Here is a 13,055-nt window from a genome sequence, read left to right as displayed (position 1 = left end):
CCGCGCCCTCACATCTCCACTTTGCCCCGCAATTTCTTGACCGCCGCATCCTTGGTCTTGCCATCCAGCCGCTTGCGCTGCGAGCTGCGTGTGGGGCGCGTGGCGCGGCGCGGCTTGGCCAGCACCGCCACGCTGTCGACCAGCTCCTGCAATCGGCGCAGCGCCTCCTCCTTGTTCGCCTCCAGGCTGCGCGCCTGCTGCGCCTTGAGCACCACCACGCCCTCCTTGGTGATGCGGGTGTCCCGCAGCGCGAGCAGGCGTTCCTTGATCGCCTCCGGCAGCGACGACGCCCCGATATCAAAACGCGCATGCACCGCGTTCGACACCTTGTTCACATTCTGCCCGCCCGGTCCCTGCGCGCGGATCGCGCTGAACTCCACTTCGTTGGGATCGATGTTCATGCCTTGAACTTGAGCGGACAGCCCGCCGCCCAGTACTCGCCCTCGCTGGCGTGCGCCGCGCGCGCCGCCATGCCGCGCGCCAGGAACAGCGGATGCGCCAGCGCCTCGCTGGTGCGCAGTATGGGCGACACGCAGCAGTCGCTGCCCGCAAAGGCCTCGGTCCACTGCGCCTGCGTGCGCTGCGCAAAGATGGCGTCCAGCTCCGCCTGCACCGCCAGCGCGTCCGCGCCCGCCACCTGCTGCCCCAGCTGCCAGTGGCGCCCCTTCAGGTCCGGGCGCTGCAGCACCTCGCAGCAGCCCTGCCAGAACTTCAGCTCCAGCGCGCCCACCGCCATATAGCGGCCGTCGCTGGTGCGGTAGACGTTGTAGCAGGGTACGCCGCCGGTCAGCAGGTCGCGCCCCGGCGCGGCGTCGCCGCCGTTGTTGACGGCCACCAGCGGCATGATGTTGTTGGCGAACACCGCGTCCGTCATCGACACGTCCACAAAACGGCCCATGCCGCCCATCTTCACCGCCACCAGCGCGGCCAGTATGCCTTGCAGCGCCGCCTGCGCGCCGCCGAGCAGGTCGCCCACCTGCAGGTTGGGCAGGGCGGGGCGGCCGTCCGGGCCGGCGTTCTGGTCCAGCATGCCGGCGTAGCCGATGTAGTTGATGTCGTGCCCGGCCAGCATGGCGTAGGGGCCGTCCTGGCCGTAGCCGGAGATGGCGCACATCACCAGCTTGGGATTGCGCGCGCGCAGCACCTCCCAGCCCAGTCCCAGCTTGTCCATCACGCCGGGGCGGAAGCTCTCCACCAGCACGTCCGCCTGCTCCACCATGGCCAGCAGCTGTTCGCGCTGGGCTGCGTCCTTCAGGTCCAGCCGCAGGAAGGACTTGCCGCGGTTGACGGCCACGAAGAACTGCGACACGTCCTTGCGCACAGGCCCCATGAGGCGCGCGTAGTCGCCCGGTCCCGGGTCTTCTATCTTGATGATTTCGGCTCCCAGGTCCGCCAGTTGCATGGTGGCGGCGGGGCCGGGCAGCAGGCGCGTGAGGTCGAGCACGCGGATGCCGGCCAGCGGCAGCGATGGATCGGATGGCGTCATGGCGTGTTTTCGTATTCGGTAAGGATGGCGATTTTACTTTGATGGTCGCCCAGTGCCAGCAGGCGGCCCATGGGCGACAGCTGCGCGCCTTTCTGCAGCGTGTCCAGTTCGCGTATCGCCTGCGTGATGGCGGGCGGGAAGTGCCACTCCTGCGCGATGCCGGCGGACACCTGGCGCGCGCTGCGCAGCAGCTGGGCGCAGAACATGGGGCGGCCCAGGTCCGTGGCGCCGCCGGCCCCCTGGTCCATCAGGCGCAGCGATGCGAGCAGGCCGGCGTTCTGCACCAGGCCGGCCAGGAAGGCCTCGAACGGCGGCACGCCGAGATGCTCGGCCAGCGCGCGGTTGGCGCTGGCGCAGCGCTCGGACTGGGCCCAGATGCGCGGCGCCAGCAGCTTGGTGTAGTGGCCGGAATTGAGGTCGATGATGGGCTTGAACGCCACCGTGGTGATGAGCTGGCGCAGCCCTTCCTGGCCGATCACGATGACGGCGTGCTCCACGCTGCTGATGGGCGGCGCGCCGGGCAGCATGGCGCCGTTGGCCAGCCGTATCACGGCCGCCACCAGCACCACGTCGTTGGAAATCTTGCGGGCGATGTCGGCGCCGGAGAAATGCTCGCTGCGCAGGCTTTGCAGCAGCTGCGGGATCAGGCCGGGCATGCGGCGCATCAGCTCCGCGCCGGAGGTGGGCGAGCTGGCGATGCCGGTCAGCGTGTGCAGGATGCGCTGTTCGGCGTCGCTGGTTTCCAGCGTGTCTTCGTGCAGGGTTCCGAACAGCCAGCGGTTATAGCGGGTGTTGAGCAGGTCCTTTTGCTCGAAGGAGGGCGCGGCGGGAGCAGGCGAAGGGGCGGCGGTGGCCGGCGCGGCGGCAGGCGGCTGAGCGGCCGGACTGGCCGGTGCAGGGACCGGAGCGGGCGCGGGCGGCGCGCTGTGCGGCTCGGCGCCGCCGATTAAACGCTTGAGCCATTGGAACATAGGGTGCCTTGAAATCGGAATGGGGAGCGCGTCCCATTGTAGCGGGTTGGCTCTCATTTGCAATCAGCCAATATTGCGCCGAAAACGTTGACTCCAATCAACACTTGTCTGATCCGTGCCGGGTAGGATGGTGAACGCGTCATCCACCGTGAAAGGGTCATCATGCAATCCTCTACCTTGCAGGGCGCTGCCGATGCCGGGCTGCGCCAGTACCTGAGCTTTCGCTTGGGCGGATTGGAATATGCGCTGGACTACGGCAATGTGCAGGAATTGCGCCCGCTGACGGAGCTGGAGCGCTTTTCGGCGGACGGCGAGATCATCAGCGGTGTGGCGCTGTCGCGCGGCGTGATCATGCCCATCGTGGACATGCGCATCGCCTTCGGCCCGCGCCCGCCGGTGCACGATCCGCGCACGGACGTGATTATCCTCAAGCTGAGCGACTGCGTGATGGGCATGGTGACGGATGGCGTGACCGACGTGGTCACGCTGGACGAGGCCTGCATCCAGCCCATGCCCGGCTTGGCCAGGGACGTGGATTACCTGCTCGGGGTGGGGACCACGCAGGCCGGCAGGCGCCTGATCGTGGTCGATATAGACAAGCTGATGTCGATACGGCGCGTGAACTTCGGCGGGTTGCGCGTTGCACGCTAACCCGCCAAGCTCAGGCCAATGCTTCCAGTTGTTCCTGCAGCACCAGCCATTCGCCTTCCAGCTGGCCCAGGTCCTTGGTGTAGAAAGCCTGGTCGGTCAGCAGCGTTTTCAGCTTGGCCTTGTTGGCCGCGTCATAAATCGCGCTGTCGCCCAGGGCCGCGTCCACTTCCGCCTTCTGCGCATTGCGCTTGGCGATCTGCTCTTCCAGACGCTTGATCTTGTTCTCGATCGGCTTGCGCAGCGCGGACAGCTTCTGGCGCTGCTCGGCGTCCAGGCGTTTCTGGTCCTTGTTGTTGGCCACCGGCGCGGAGGCCGGCGCCACCGGCGACGTCACCGGGAAGTCGGTCTTGTTGGCCTTGCCCGCAGCCGGCAGCACATCGGTGCCCTTGCCCAGCTTGGTCTTGAACAGCCAATCCTTGTAGTCGTCCAGATCGCCGTCGAAGGGCTGCAGCTTGCCGTCGGCGACGATGATGAATTCGTCCGTGGTGGCGCGCAGCAGGTGGCGATCGTGCGATACCACCACCAGCGTGCCCTCGAACTGCGCCAGCGCCTCGGTCAGCGCTTCGCGCGTTTCCAGGTCCAGGTGGTTGGTCGGTTCATCGAGCAGCAGCAGGTTGGGGCGCTGCCATACGATCAGGGCCAGCGCCAGGCGGGCCTTCTCGCCGCCGGAGAACGGCGCGATCGAGCTGGTGACCATGGTGCCGGGGAAGTTGAAGCCGCCCAGGAAGTTGCGCAGCTCCTGCTCGCGCACGGTCGGCGCGATCTTGGCCAGGTGCCACAGCGGCGATTCGTCGTGGCGCAGCATCTCCACCTGGTGCTGGGCGAAGTAGCCGATGTTCAGGCCCTTGCCCATGGTGGCGTCGCCGGTCAGCGGCGCCAGCTCGCCCGCGATGGTCTTGATCAGCGTGGATTTACCCGCGCCGTTCACGCCCAGCAGGCCGATGCGCTGGCCGATCTGCAGCGAGAACTTGATCTTGTTGACGATGGTCTTGTGCGTGATATTGCCGGTCGCGTCGTCTTCGATCTTGTAGCCGGCGTCCACGTCTTCCATCACCAGCAGCGGATTCGGCGCGCTCAGCGGCTCGCGGAATTCGAAGGAGAACTCGGCCGCTGCGCGCAGCGGCGCCAGTTCTTCCATCTTGGCCAGCGCCTTCATGCGGCTCTGCGCCTGGCGGGCCTTGGAGGCCTGCGCCTTGAAGCGGTTCACGAACGACTCCAGGTGGGCGCGCTTGCGCTGCTGCTTTTCCAGCGCGCCGGCGGCCAGTATCATCTGCGCTGCGCGCTGGCGCTCGAAGGACGAGTAGTTGCCCGAGTAGCGTTTCAGCTTGCGCTCGTCGATGTGCACCACCACGTTCACCACTTCATCCAGGAAGTCGCGGTCGTGGGAGATGATGATCAAGGTGCCGGCGTAGCGCTTCAGCCAGTCTTCCAGCCAGATGATGGCGTCCAGGTCCAGGTGGTTGGTCGGTTCATCGAGCAGCAGCAGGTCGGAAGGGCACATCAGCGCCTGCGCCAGGTTCAGGCGCATGCGCCAGCCGCCGGAGAAGCTGGCCACGGGCAGCTGCATCTGGTCCAGCGTGAAGCCCAGGCCCAGCAGCAGCTGTTCGCCGCGCGACTGCACGGTGTAGGCGTCGGCGTCGGCCAGCGCGCTGTAGATTTCGCCGATGGCGATGCCGTTCTCGCTGGTGGCCGGTTCCGATTCCAGGCGCGCCAGTTCCGCTTCCAGCTTGCGCAGGTTCACGTCGCCGTCGATGGCGTAATCGAGGGCGCAGCGTTCCAGCGGCGGGGTTTCCTGCGCAACGTAAGCCACGCGCCATTTGGCTGGGAAGTCGATTTCGCCCTGGTCCGGGTGCAGCTCGCCGCGCATCATCGCGAACAGGCTGGATTTGCCGGCGCCGTTCGCGCCGATCAGGCCGATCTTGTCGCCGGGATTGAGGGTGACATCAACCTGTTCCAGCAGCGGCTTTACGCCGCGCATCAGGCTTACTTGAATAAAACGGATCATTGTTGTTCTTCTTGGATTTTCAATTGGTCTGCGGTGAGCAGGAATACCATGTCGTCGCCGGCGCTGGTGGTGAGCCAGGTCAGGCCCAGGTCGCCGAAGGCCTTCTCGGCGAATTCGCGCTCGTTGCCGATTTCAACGATCAGCAGGCCTTCGTCGGTCAGGCGCTCGGCGGCGCCGGCCACGATCTTGCGCACCAGGTCCATGCCGTCCGCGCCGCCTTCCAGCGCGATCTGCGGCTCGGCCAGGTATTCCGGCGGCAGCTTGGCCATGGAACCGGAGTTCACATACGGCGGGTTGGTGATGATCAGGTCGTACTTCTTGTTCGGCACATTGGCGTACAGGTCGGACTCGATCAGCGTCAGGCGGTCCTGCAGCTTGTAGGTGTCCACGTTGATGCGGGCCACGTCCAGCGCGTCCTTGGAGATGTCCACCGCGTCCACGTGCGCGTTCGGGAAGGCCTCGGCCAGCATGATCGCCAGGCAGCCCGAGCCCGTGCACAGTTCCAGCACATTGGTGGTGGCTTCAGGATCGACCATCCACGGCGAGAAGTAGTCCGGGATCAGTTCCGCGATGAAGGAGCGCGGCACCAGCGCGCGCTCGTCCACGTAGAAGCTGTAAGGACCCAGCCATGCTTCGCGCGTGATGTAGGCGGCCGGCACGCGGTCGGTGGCGCGGCGCTCGATCACGGCCAGCACGGCGTCGATCTCCTGCGGCAGCAGGCGCGCGTCCAGGAACGGGTCCAGCTTGTCCAGCGGGAGTTTGAGCGTGTGCAGTATCAGGTAGGCTGCTTCGTCCAGCGCTTCCACGCTGCCGTGGCCGAAGAACAGCTTGGCGGTGTTGAAGCGGGTGACGGCGTAGCGCAGCAGGTCGCGCGGGGTGGTGAACAGGGAGGTGGTCATTATTATTCTCGCAAAGGGAGCGGCCGCGTTCAGCGCAGCAGGTTCTCAAGGGTACGGCGGTAGATGTTCTTCAGCGGATCGATGTAGCGCAGTTCGATGTGCTCGTCGATCTTGTGGATGCTGGCGTTGGGAGGGCCGAATTCTATCACCTGGGGGCAGATCTGCGCGATAAAGCGGCCGTCCGAGGTGCCGCCGGTGGTCGACAGCTCGGTCTCGATGCCGGTTTCGGCGCGGATCGCGTCGCTCAGCGCGGTGCTCAGCGTGCCGCGCGGGGTGAGGAAGGGCAGGCCGCTCAAGGTCCATTTCAGCTCGTATTCCAGGCCGTGCCTGTCGAGGATGGCGTGCACGCGCGCGCGCAGCTCCTCGTGCGTGCTGGCGGTGGAGAAGCGGAAGTTGAAGTCGATCTCCAGCACGCCGGGAATGACGTTGTTGGCGCCGGTGCCGGCCTTGATGTTGGACATCTGCCAGGACGTGGGCAGGTAGTACTCGTTGCCCTGGTCCCAGACTTCGGCCACCAGGTCCGCCAGCGCCGGTGCGGCCTGGTGGATGGGGTTGCGCGCCAGCTGCGGATAGGCGATGTGGCCCTGGATGCCCTTGATGGCGAGGTGGCCGGACAGCGAGCCGCGGCGGCCGTTCTTGATCATGTCGCCCAGGGTCTTGTCCGAGGTCGGCTCGCCGACGATGCAGTAGTCGATGCGCTCGCCGCGCGCCTTCAGTTTTTCCACCACCACCACGGTGCCGTCGGTGGCCGGGCCTTCCTCGTCGCTGGTGATCAGGAAGGCGATCGAGCCCTTATGGTCCGCATTGGCGGCCACGAACTCCTCGCAGGCCACCACGAAGGCGGCGATGGAGGTCTTCATGTCGGCCGCGCCGCGTCCATACAGCTTGCCGTCGCGATGGGTGGGGTAGAAGGGCTCGGAGCTCCACTGCTCGACCGGGCCGGTGGGCACCACATCGGTGTGGCCGGCGAACACCAGCACCGGGCTGGCCGCGCCGCGCCGCGCCCACAGATTGGTGACGTCGCCGGAGACGATGGTCTCGCACTGGAAGCCGAGCGGTTCCAGCAGCGCGATCAGCTGCTCCTGGCAGCCCTTGTCTTCCGGCGTGACGGAGGCGCGGCCGAGCAGCTTCTCGGTCAGGGCCAGGGTGCGGGAATGGGGAAGGGAAGCGGTCATTTGGCGAAGATCTGGCGGTAGGCGTCCGGCGAGAAGCCGACGTGGCAGGCCGCGCCCGCGCCTTGCAGCACCGGGCGCTTGATCACGGACGGGAACTCCAGCATCAGCGCGGTGGCGCTGGCCGCGTCGGTGACGGCGGCCTTGCGCTCGTCGGGCAGGCCGCGCCAGGTGGTGCCCTTCTTGTTGACCAGGACTTCCCAGCCCAGCGTCTGCAGCCAGCCATTGACGGTCTGCGCATCCAGGCCCTGCTTTTTAAAGTCGTGGAAGGTGAATTCGTGCTGCTGGTCAGCCAGCCAGACGCGGGCCTTCTTCACCGTGTCGCAGTTGGGGATGCCGTAGAGAGTAATCATGGGATGCGTGGATTCAGGAGCGTGGCCGCGCCGGGCGGCGGCCGAAGTGCAGCATTATAACGTGACTGCCGGCCTCCGCTTCCGCTCCCTTTGCCAGGCACTACGCAAAATGGTATCTTCATTCGGCAGACATTGTTATGGAGAATATGTATGCCGCAGATAACCATGAAGCAGGCAGTCGCTGTGGCAAAGGCAGCAATTGCTGACCTGTACGCCGATGTCGGCCTTCCGGAAGGCCTGGCCCTGGAAGAGATAGAGTTAAGCTCCGAGTCCGGCCGGGAGTGCTGGGCCGTGACTTTGGGTTTTTTCGCGCGGAAAAGAGTGTCAGTGCAGGGCGGCGGAGTCGCAAACATATTACAGCCCGGCGTCAAAGTTGAAAATCGTGACTACAAGACTCTGTATATCGATGCCACTTCCGGCGAGTTTGTGAAAATGGAAATGCGGCTCGTTGCATGAGTCTGCAGCGCCAACTGGACGCGCTGGCCATCAAACATCGCGCAGAGGGCATTTTGCTCGATACAAACGTGCTGCTGCTTTTCATATTCGCAGGGTTTATGCCGGAGAAGATTGTGGCTTCCAAACGGCTGGCGAAATATGACGGTGAGTCGGGCCATCTATTGCTACAGTTTGTAGCCCAATTTGACAAAATCCTCACGACTGAACACGTTCTGGCAGAAACCTCCAATCTGGCACGCCAGGTTGTCAGCGGAGCGAAATGGAATCGCCTGGCTGCACAGCTTTATCCCTTATTCTGTCTTATGGACAGACCGGAATTTGAAGTGCTGGATGTCGACAACTCCCGCGTAGATCTCGAGTTATTTTCTCAACTCGGCCTCACGGACGGCGTAATCGCCGCGAATCTTGGCACCGGCTTATTGCTGACGGACGATCTCGATTTGTTTCTGGCCGCTACCCGGCATCAATGTGATGCGATCAACTTCACGCATATGCGCGAGGCGGCCGGCTTGCTATAACCGGCCTATGCCGCCGCGATGCGCGAGCGCGAACTGGCGGCCACCAGCAGCATGGCGCAGCCCAGGCCCGCGAAGGCCGCTTGCAGGCTGGAGGCGTGGGCAATGAAGCCGATCAGCGCGGGGCCGGCCAGGATGCCCGCGTAGCCTATGGTGGTGATGGCGCCCACGGCCAGGCCGGCCGGCATGTCCTGCTGGCGGCCCGCCGCCGTGAACAGGATGGGTACGATGTTGGATGCGCCCAGCCCCACCAGCACAAAGCCGAGCAGCGCGGCGGCGGGCGAGGGCGCCAGCACGGCGGTGAAGAAGCCTGCGGCCGCGCACAGGCCGCCCGCCAGCAGCACGCGCTGGCCGCCGAAGCGCGCCACGATTTTGTCGCCGCTGAAGCGGCCCAGCGTCATGGCGACGGCGAAGGCGGCGTAACCGAGGCCGCCCTGGTCCGCGCTGGCGCCGACTCCGGTGGTGAGCAGCAGCGCGCTCCAGTCCAGCACCGCACCCTCGGCCATGAAGCAGGCGAAGCACAGCAGGCCGATGACCACGACCGCGCCGCGCGGCGCCACGAACAGGCGCTTGTCCTCCGCGCCGCCCGCGCTGGCGTGCGTGGCCGGATCGGCAGGCAGCAGCTTGGGCGCCGCCACGGCCAGGACCGCTGCGGCGACGGCGGCGGTCAGCACGGCGGCCATCAGCGTATCCATGCCGGCCCACAGCAGCAGCGCCATGCCGCCCGCACCCGCAATGCCGCCCACGCTGAACATGCCGTGGAAGCCGGACATCAGCGCGCGGCCGCTTTCCTTTTCCACCTGCACGGCCTGCACATTGATGGCCACGTCCAAGGTGCCGATGGTGGCACCGAACAGGAACAGCGTCACGCCCAGCAGCAGCGGCGTGGGGGCAATGGCGAGGAAGGGCAGCACCATGCACACCAGCGCGCCGGACACCAGCACCACCGGGCGGCAGCCAAAGCGCGACGTCAGCGTGCCCGTGACGGGCATGGCGAGCAGGGAGCCGATGCCGAGGCACAGCAGCAGCATGCCGAGCTGCGAAGCCTCCAGCCCCAGGCGCTCCTTCGCATACGGCACCAGCGGCGCCCATGCGGCCATGGTGATGCCGGCGGTCAGAAATCCAAGGCGGGTGGAGAGGCGGTGTGCTGCTGAGTTGTTCATGAATGCGGATGGCGTTAGCGCTAACGAGATGTTCCGCAATTGTACGCGGGCGAGCGTGCGTTGAGGTGGGTCAGGTGTTCAGCGTGAATTCGGTGAACGAGGTTTCCGCCACCGGGGCCTTCTGCTCCGGCTCTTCGTGCTTGCTGTCCGGGCCGTTGTTCAGGAGCCAGAGCAGGTTGGTGGCCGAGTCGGCGTTGGCGAGCGCTTCCTCCTGGCTGATCAGGCCTTGCTGCACCAGCTGGAACAAGGCCATCTCGAACGACTGCGAGCCGGAGGCCAGGCTCTTTTCCAGCGCTTCCTTGATCTGGCTGATTTCGCCTTTCTCGATCAGGTCCGCGATGTGGCGGGTGTTGAGCATCACTTCCACCGCCGCCGTGCGCGTGCCGCCGCTGACGGAGCGGATCAGGCGCTGCGAGACGATGGCTTTCACCGTCGACGACAAGTCCTGCAGCAGCGCCGCGCGGTTCTCGATCGGGTAGAAGCTGATGATGCGGTTCAACGCGTTGTAGCTGTTGTTGGCGTGCAGCGTGGCCAGCACCAAATGGCCCGACTGCGCGTAGGCCAGCGCGGCGGCCATGGTTTCGCGGTCGCGGATCTCGCCGATCAGGATGCAGTCCGGCGCCTGGCGCATGGAGTTGCGCAGCGCGGTGTAGAAGTCCTTGGCGTCGCTGCCGATCTCGCGCTGGTTGACGATGGATTTCTTGTTCTTGAACAGATACTCGATGGGATCTTCGAGCGTGAGGATGTGGCCCGAGCGCAGTTCGTTGCGGTGGTCCAGCATGGAGGCGATGGTGGTGGACTTGCCCGAGCCGGTGGCGCCCACCAGCAGCAGCAGGCCGCGCTTTTCCATGATCAGGTCCGCCAGGATGGGCGGCAGGGCCAGCTCCGCCAGCACCGGAATATTGGCCGGTACAAAGCGGAACACGGCCGAGATGCTGCCGCGCTGGCGGAAGGCCGACAGGCGGAAGCGTCCCAGGTTGGGCACCGAGACGCCCATGTTCAGCTCATTCTCGCGCTCCAGTTCCGCCATCTGCTCGGGCGAGCAGATTTCGGCCAGCAGCGCGTGGATGTTTTCCGGCTCCAGCTTTTGCTGGTTGATCGGAATCAGGTTGCCGTTGATCTTGATGTGAACCGGCGAATTGACCGCGAAGAACATGTCCGACGCGTTCTTTTCCTTCATCAGCTGGAACAGGCGGTCCATTGCCATGGTGCTCTCCTCAAGATCCCCGGGAACTTAGATACCGCGCAGCAGTTCGTTGATGCCGGTCTTGGAGCGGGTCTGCGCATCGACGCGCTTGACGATCACCGCGCAGTACAGGCTGTACTTGCCGTCTTCCGAAGGCAGCGAGCCCGACACCACCACCGAACCCGAAGGGATGCGGCCGTAGGTCACTTCGCCGGTGGCGCGGTCGTAGATCTTGGTCGACTGGCCGATGTACACGCCCATCGAGATCACCGAATTCTCTTCCACGATCACGCCTTCGACGATCTCCGAACGCGCGCCGATGAAGCAGTTGTCTTCGATGATGGTCGGATTGGCCTGCATAGGCTCCAGCACGCCGCCGATGCCCACGCCGCCGGACAGGTGCACGTTCTTGCCGATCTGCGCGCAGGAGCCCACGGTGGCCCAGGTGTCGACCATGGCGCCTTCATCGACGTAAGCGCCGATGTTGACGTAGGAGGGCATCAGCACCACGTTCTTGGCGATGAAGGAGCCGCGGCGCGCAACGGCCGGCGGCACCACGCGGAAGCCGCCAGCCTGGAAGTCGGCTTCGGTGTAGTTGGCGAACTTGGTCGGTACCTTGTCGTAGAACTGCATGGTGCCGTCGGACGGCAGCACCACGTTGTTCTCCAGGCGGAACGACAGCAGCACGGCCTTCTTGATCCACTGGTTCACCACCCAGGTGCCGGTGTCTTTTTGCGCCACGCGCAGGGAGCCGTTGTCCAGGCCTGCCAGCACGTGCGAGACGGCGTCGCGCAGTTCGGCGCTGCCGTTGGCGGGGTTGATCTCGGCGCGGTTGTCCCAGGCTTGTTCGATGATGTTTTGCAGTTGTTGGGTCATGATGCTTCTCTTTTATTTAGACAGGTTGGTGCAGAATTGAACGATGCGGCGCGCCGCTTCCAGGCCTTCTTCGGTCTCGGCGACCAGCGCCATGCGGATGCGGTTGCGGCCCGGGTTGATGCCGTGCGCTTCGCGCGCCAGGTAGCTGCCGGGCAGTACGGTGACATTATATTCGGCGTACAGGCGCTGGGCGAACTCGGTGTCCGACAGGCCGGTGCGGCTGACGTCGGCCCACAGATAGAAGCCGGCGTCCGGCAGCGCCACGTCCATCACCTGCTGCAGCAGCGGCGTGATGGCGGCGAATTTGGCGCGGTACTGGGTGCGGTTGGCTTCGACGTGGGTCTCGTCGTTCCAGGCCGCCACCGACGCAGCCTGCACGGAAGGGCTCATGGCCCCGCCGTGGTAGGTGCGGTACAACAGGAATTTTTTCAGCACTTCGGCGTCGCCGGCCACGAAGCCGGAACGCATGCCCGGCACGTTGGAGCGCTTGCTCAGGCTGGAGAACACCACCAGGCGCGCGTAAGGGCGGTCCACGGTGGACAGGCCCAGTATGTGGGCAGCTTGCAGCGCGCCCAGCGGCGCTTCGTCGCCGTGATAGATCTCGGAGTAGCACTCGTCGGCGGCGATCACGAAGTTGTAGCGCTCGGACAGCGCGAACAGGTTTTCCCAGTCCGTCAGCGACAGCACGGCGCCGGTCGGATTGCCGGGCGAGCACAGGAACAGCAGCTGCACGCGCTCCCACACCGAGGCGGGAATGCTGTCGTAGTCGCAGCCGAAGTTGCGCGCCGGGTCGGAATTGACGAAATACGGCTCGGCGCCGGCCAGGTAGGCCGCGCCTTCATAGATCTGGTAGAACGGATTGGGCGAGACCACCAGCGCCTTGGCGGCCGGGTCGATCACCGTCTGCGCCAGCGCGAACAGCGCCTCGCGCGAACCGTTCACCGGCAGCACCTGGGTGGCCGGGTTCAGCGCGGGCAGGCCGTAGCGGCGTTCCAGCCAGCCGCAGATGGCGCCGCGCAGCGCTTCCGACCCGATGGTGGTGGGGTAGGTGGCCAGGCCGCCGATATTGTCCACCAGCGCTTGCTGGATGAACGGCGGCGTGGGGTGCTTAGGCTCGCCCATGCCCAGGCTGATGGCGGAATAGTCGGGGTTCGGCTTCACCTGGGCAAACAGCTGGCGCAGCTTTTCGAACGGATATGGTTGCAGCTTATCGAGATGTGGATTCACAGGCGGACCAAAGAGCGGAAATCGGAACCAGCCATTATAGCGCCAGCGGCGCGGCATTGTGCGGCGCAGCGTTGCGGATGGTTTATTAAAAGACA

Annotated in this window: 14 protein-coding genes; 3 read left to right on the top strand and 11 right to left on the bottom strand. The window is 65.3% G+C overall.

All coding sequences use genetic code 11. The features are described 5' to 3' along the window. Nucleotides 1–8 precede the first annotated feature (8 nt). From arfB to AC07S4_RS24155, 3 genes are read right to left on the bottom strand one after another with little or no spacing between them, the layout of a single operon-like run. On the bottom strand, nucleotides 9–401 hold the full coding sequence (gene arfB, locus AC07S4_RS24165) for an alternative ribosome rescue aminoacyl-tRNA hydrolase ArfB (protein ID WP_161073062.1): 393 nt from the start codon (nucleotides 399–401) through the stop codon (nucleotides 9–11). Next, nucleotides 398–1,486 carry a CaiB/BaiF CoA transferase family protein gene (locus AC07S4_RS24160; RefSeq protein ID WP_494989034.1) on the bottom strand — a complete coding sequence of 363 codons (1,089 nt, stop codon included), beginning with the start codon at nucleotides 1,484–1,486 and terminating at the stop codon, nucleotides 398–400. The genes arfB and AC07S4_RS24160 overlap by 4 nt, the downstream gene beginning before the upstream one ends. Then, nucleotides 1,483–2,457 (bottom strand): HDOD domain-containing protein, encoded by a 975-nt coding sequence (locus AC07S4_RS24155; RefSeq protein WP_494989033.1) that lies wholly within the window; start codon nucleotides 2,455–2,457, stop codon nucleotides 1,483–1,485. Before AC07S4_RS24155 ends, AC07S4_RS24160 begins: the two co-directional genes overlap by 4 nt. A 162-nt stretch (nucleotides 2,458–2,619) precedes the next feature. On the opposite strand from AC07S4_RS24155, the gene AC07S4_RS24150 reads away from it, so the two are divergent. Continuing rightward, nucleotides 2,620–3,108, top strand: coding sequence for a chemotaxis protein CheW (locus tag AC07S4_RS24150; RefSeq protein ID WP_494989032.1), 489 nt, complete (start codon nucleotides 2,620–2,622; stop codon nucleotides 3,106–3,108). A 10-nt stretch (nucleotides 3,109–3,118) separates the two neighbouring features. Here the strand turns inward: AC07S4_RS24150 and AC07S4_RS24145 are convergent, their stop codons facing one another. From AC07S4_RS24145 to AC07S4_RS24130, 4 genes are read right to left on the bottom strand one after another with little or no spacing between them, the layout of a single operon-like run. Continuing rightward, on the bottom strand, nucleotides 3,119–5,113 hold the full coding sequence (locus AC07S4_RS24145) for an ATP-binding cassette domain-containing protein (RefSeq protein ID WP_494989031.1): 1,995 nt from the start codon (nucleotides 5,111–5,113) through the stop codon (nucleotides 3,119–3,121). Further along, nucleotides 5,110–6,012, bottom strand: a complete 903-nt coding sequence (gene prmB, locus AC07S4_RS24140; RefSeq protein WP_494989030.1) for a 50S ribosomal protein L3 N(5)-glutamine methyltransferase — start codon at nucleotides 6,010–6,012, stop codon at nucleotides 5,110–5,112. Before prmB ends, AC07S4_RS24145 begins: the two co-directional genes overlap by 4 nt. Before the next feature lie 29 nt (nucleotides 6,013–6,041). Beyond that, on the bottom strand, nucleotides 6,042–7,187 hold the full coding sequence (gene dapE / locus AC07S4_RS24135) for a succinyl-diaminopimelate desuccinylase (RefSeq protein WP_494989029.1): 1,146 nt from the start codon (nucleotides 7,185–7,187) through the stop codon (nucleotides 6,042–6,044). Further along, nucleotides 7,184–7,537 carry an ArsC family reductase gene (locus tag AC07S4_RS24130; RefSeq protein WP_494989028.1) on the bottom strand — a complete coding sequence of 118 codons (354 nt, stop codon included), beginning with the start codon at nucleotides 7,535–7,537 and terminating at the stop codon, nucleotides 7,184–7,186. The genes dapE and AC07S4_RS24130 overlap by 4 nt, the downstream gene beginning before the upstream one ends. A gap of 150 nt (nucleotides 7,538–7,687) precedes the next feature. Here AC07S4_RS24130 and AC07S4_RS24125 point away from each other — a divergent pair, with 150 nt between their 5' ends. Then, nucleotides 7,688–7,993 (top strand): hypothetical protein, encoded by a 306-nt coding sequence (locus AC07S4_RS24125; RefSeq protein ID WP_494989027.1) that lies wholly within the window; start codon nucleotides 7,688–7,690, stop codon nucleotides 7,991–7,993. Continuing rightward, nucleotides 7,990–8,511, top strand: coding sequence for a PIN domain-containing protein (locus AC07S4_RS24120; protein ID WP_494989026.1), 522 nt, complete (start codon nucleotides 7,990–7,992; stop codon nucleotides 8,509–8,511). Before AC07S4_RS24125 ends, AC07S4_RS24120 begins: the two co-directional genes overlap by 4 nt. A gap of 5 nt (nucleotides 8,512–8,516) precedes the next feature. On the opposite strand, the gene AC07S4_RS24115 is transcribed toward AC07S4_RS24120, so the two are convergent. From AC07S4_RS24115 to dapC, 4 genes are all read right to left on the bottom strand, one after another. After that, nucleotides 8,517–9,671: an MFS transporter gene (locus tag AC07S4_RS24115; RefSeq protein WP_494989025.1), complete on the bottom strand. Its 1,155-nt coding sequence runs from the start codon at nucleotides 9,669–9,671 to the stop codon at nucleotides 8,517–8,519. A gap of 70 nt (nucleotides 9,672–9,741) precedes the next feature. Next, the gene (locus AC07S4_RS24110) at nucleotides 9,742–10,878 is read right to left on the bottom strand and encodes a PilT/PilU family type 4a pilus ATPase (RefSeq protein WP_494989024.1); all 1,137 of its coding nucleotides are present in this window, start codon (nucleotides 10,876–10,878) and stop codon (nucleotides 9,742–9,744) included. Nucleotides 10,879–10,905: 27 nt separating this feature from the next. Beyond that, complete coding sequence (dapD, locus tag AC07S4_RS24105; RefSeq protein WP_494989023.1) at nucleotides 10,906–11,733, bottom strand: 2,3,4,5-tetrahydropyridine-2,6-dicarboxylate N-succinyltransferase; 828 nt, start codon at nucleotides 11,731–11,733, stop codon at nucleotides 10,906–10,908. Between the two features lie 12 nt (nucleotides 11,734–11,745). Further along, entirely contained in the window at nucleotides 11,746–12,960 is a 1,215-nt protein-coding gene (gene dapC / locus AC07S4_RS24100; RefSeq protein ID WP_494989022.1) for a succinyldiaminopimelate transaminase, read from the bottom strand. Between the last annotated feature and the right edge of the window lie 95 nt (nucleotides 12,961–13,055).

The sequence above is a fragment of the Pseudoduganella sp. GW821-FHT05F09 genome (assembly GCF_059419605.1).
Note: the sequence above shows the minus strand (reverse complement) of the source record. Positions and strands in the feature narration are given on the sequence as shown.

Bases quoted from the DNA above. Each gene is read 5' to 3' on its own strand.
- arfB (WP_161073062.1), bottom strand. From the start codon at position 401: ATGAACATCGATCCCAACGAAGTGGAGTTCAGCGCGATCCGCGCGCAG.
- AC07S4_RS24160 (WP_494989034.1), bottom strand. From the start codon at position 1,486: ATGACGCCATCCGATCCATCGCTGCCGCTGGCCGGCATCCGCGTGCTC.
- AC07S4_RS24155 (WP_494989033.1), bottom strand. From the start codon at position 2,457: ATGTTCCAATGGCTCAAGCGTTTAATCGGCGGCGCCGAGCCGCACAGC.
- AC07S4_RS24150 (WP_494989032.1), top strand. From the start codon at position 2,620: ATGCAATCCTCTACCTTGCAGGGCGCTGCCGATGCCGGGCTGCGCCAG.
- AC07S4_RS24145 (WP_494989031.1), bottom strand. From the start codon at position 5,113: ATGATCCGTTTTATTCAAGTAAGCCTGATGCGCGGCGTAAAGCCGCTG.
- prmB (WP_494989030.1), bottom strand. From the start codon at position 6,012: ATGACCACCTCCCTGTTCACCACCCCGCGCGACCTGCTGCGCTACGCC.
- dapE (WP_494989029.1), bottom strand. From the start codon at position 7,187: ATGACCGCTTCCCTTCCCCATTCCCGCACCCTGGCCCTGACCGAGAAG.
- AC07S4_RS24130 (WP_494989028.1), bottom strand. From the start codon at position 7,537: ATGATTACTCTCTACGGCATCCCCAACTGCGACACGGTGAAGAAGGCC.
- AC07S4_RS24125 (WP_494989027.1), top strand. From the start codon at position 7,688: ATGCCGCAGATAACCATGAAGCAGGCAGTCGCTGTGGCAAAGGCAGCA.
- AC07S4_RS24120 (WP_494989026.1), top strand. From the start codon at position 7,990: ATGAGTCTGCAGCGCCAACTGGACGCGCTGGCCATCAAACATCGCGCA.
- AC07S4_RS24115 (WP_494989025.1), bottom strand. From the start codon at position 9,671: ATGAACAACTCAGCAGCACACCGCCTCTCCACCCGCCTTGGATTTCTG.
- AC07S4_RS24110 (WP_494989024.1), bottom strand. From the start codon at position 10,878: ATGGCAATGGACCGCCTGTTCCAGCTGATGAAGGAAAAGAACGCGTCG.
- dapD (WP_494989023.1), bottom strand. From the start codon at position 11,733: ATGACCCAACAACTGCAAAACATCATCGAACAAGCCTGGGACAACCGC.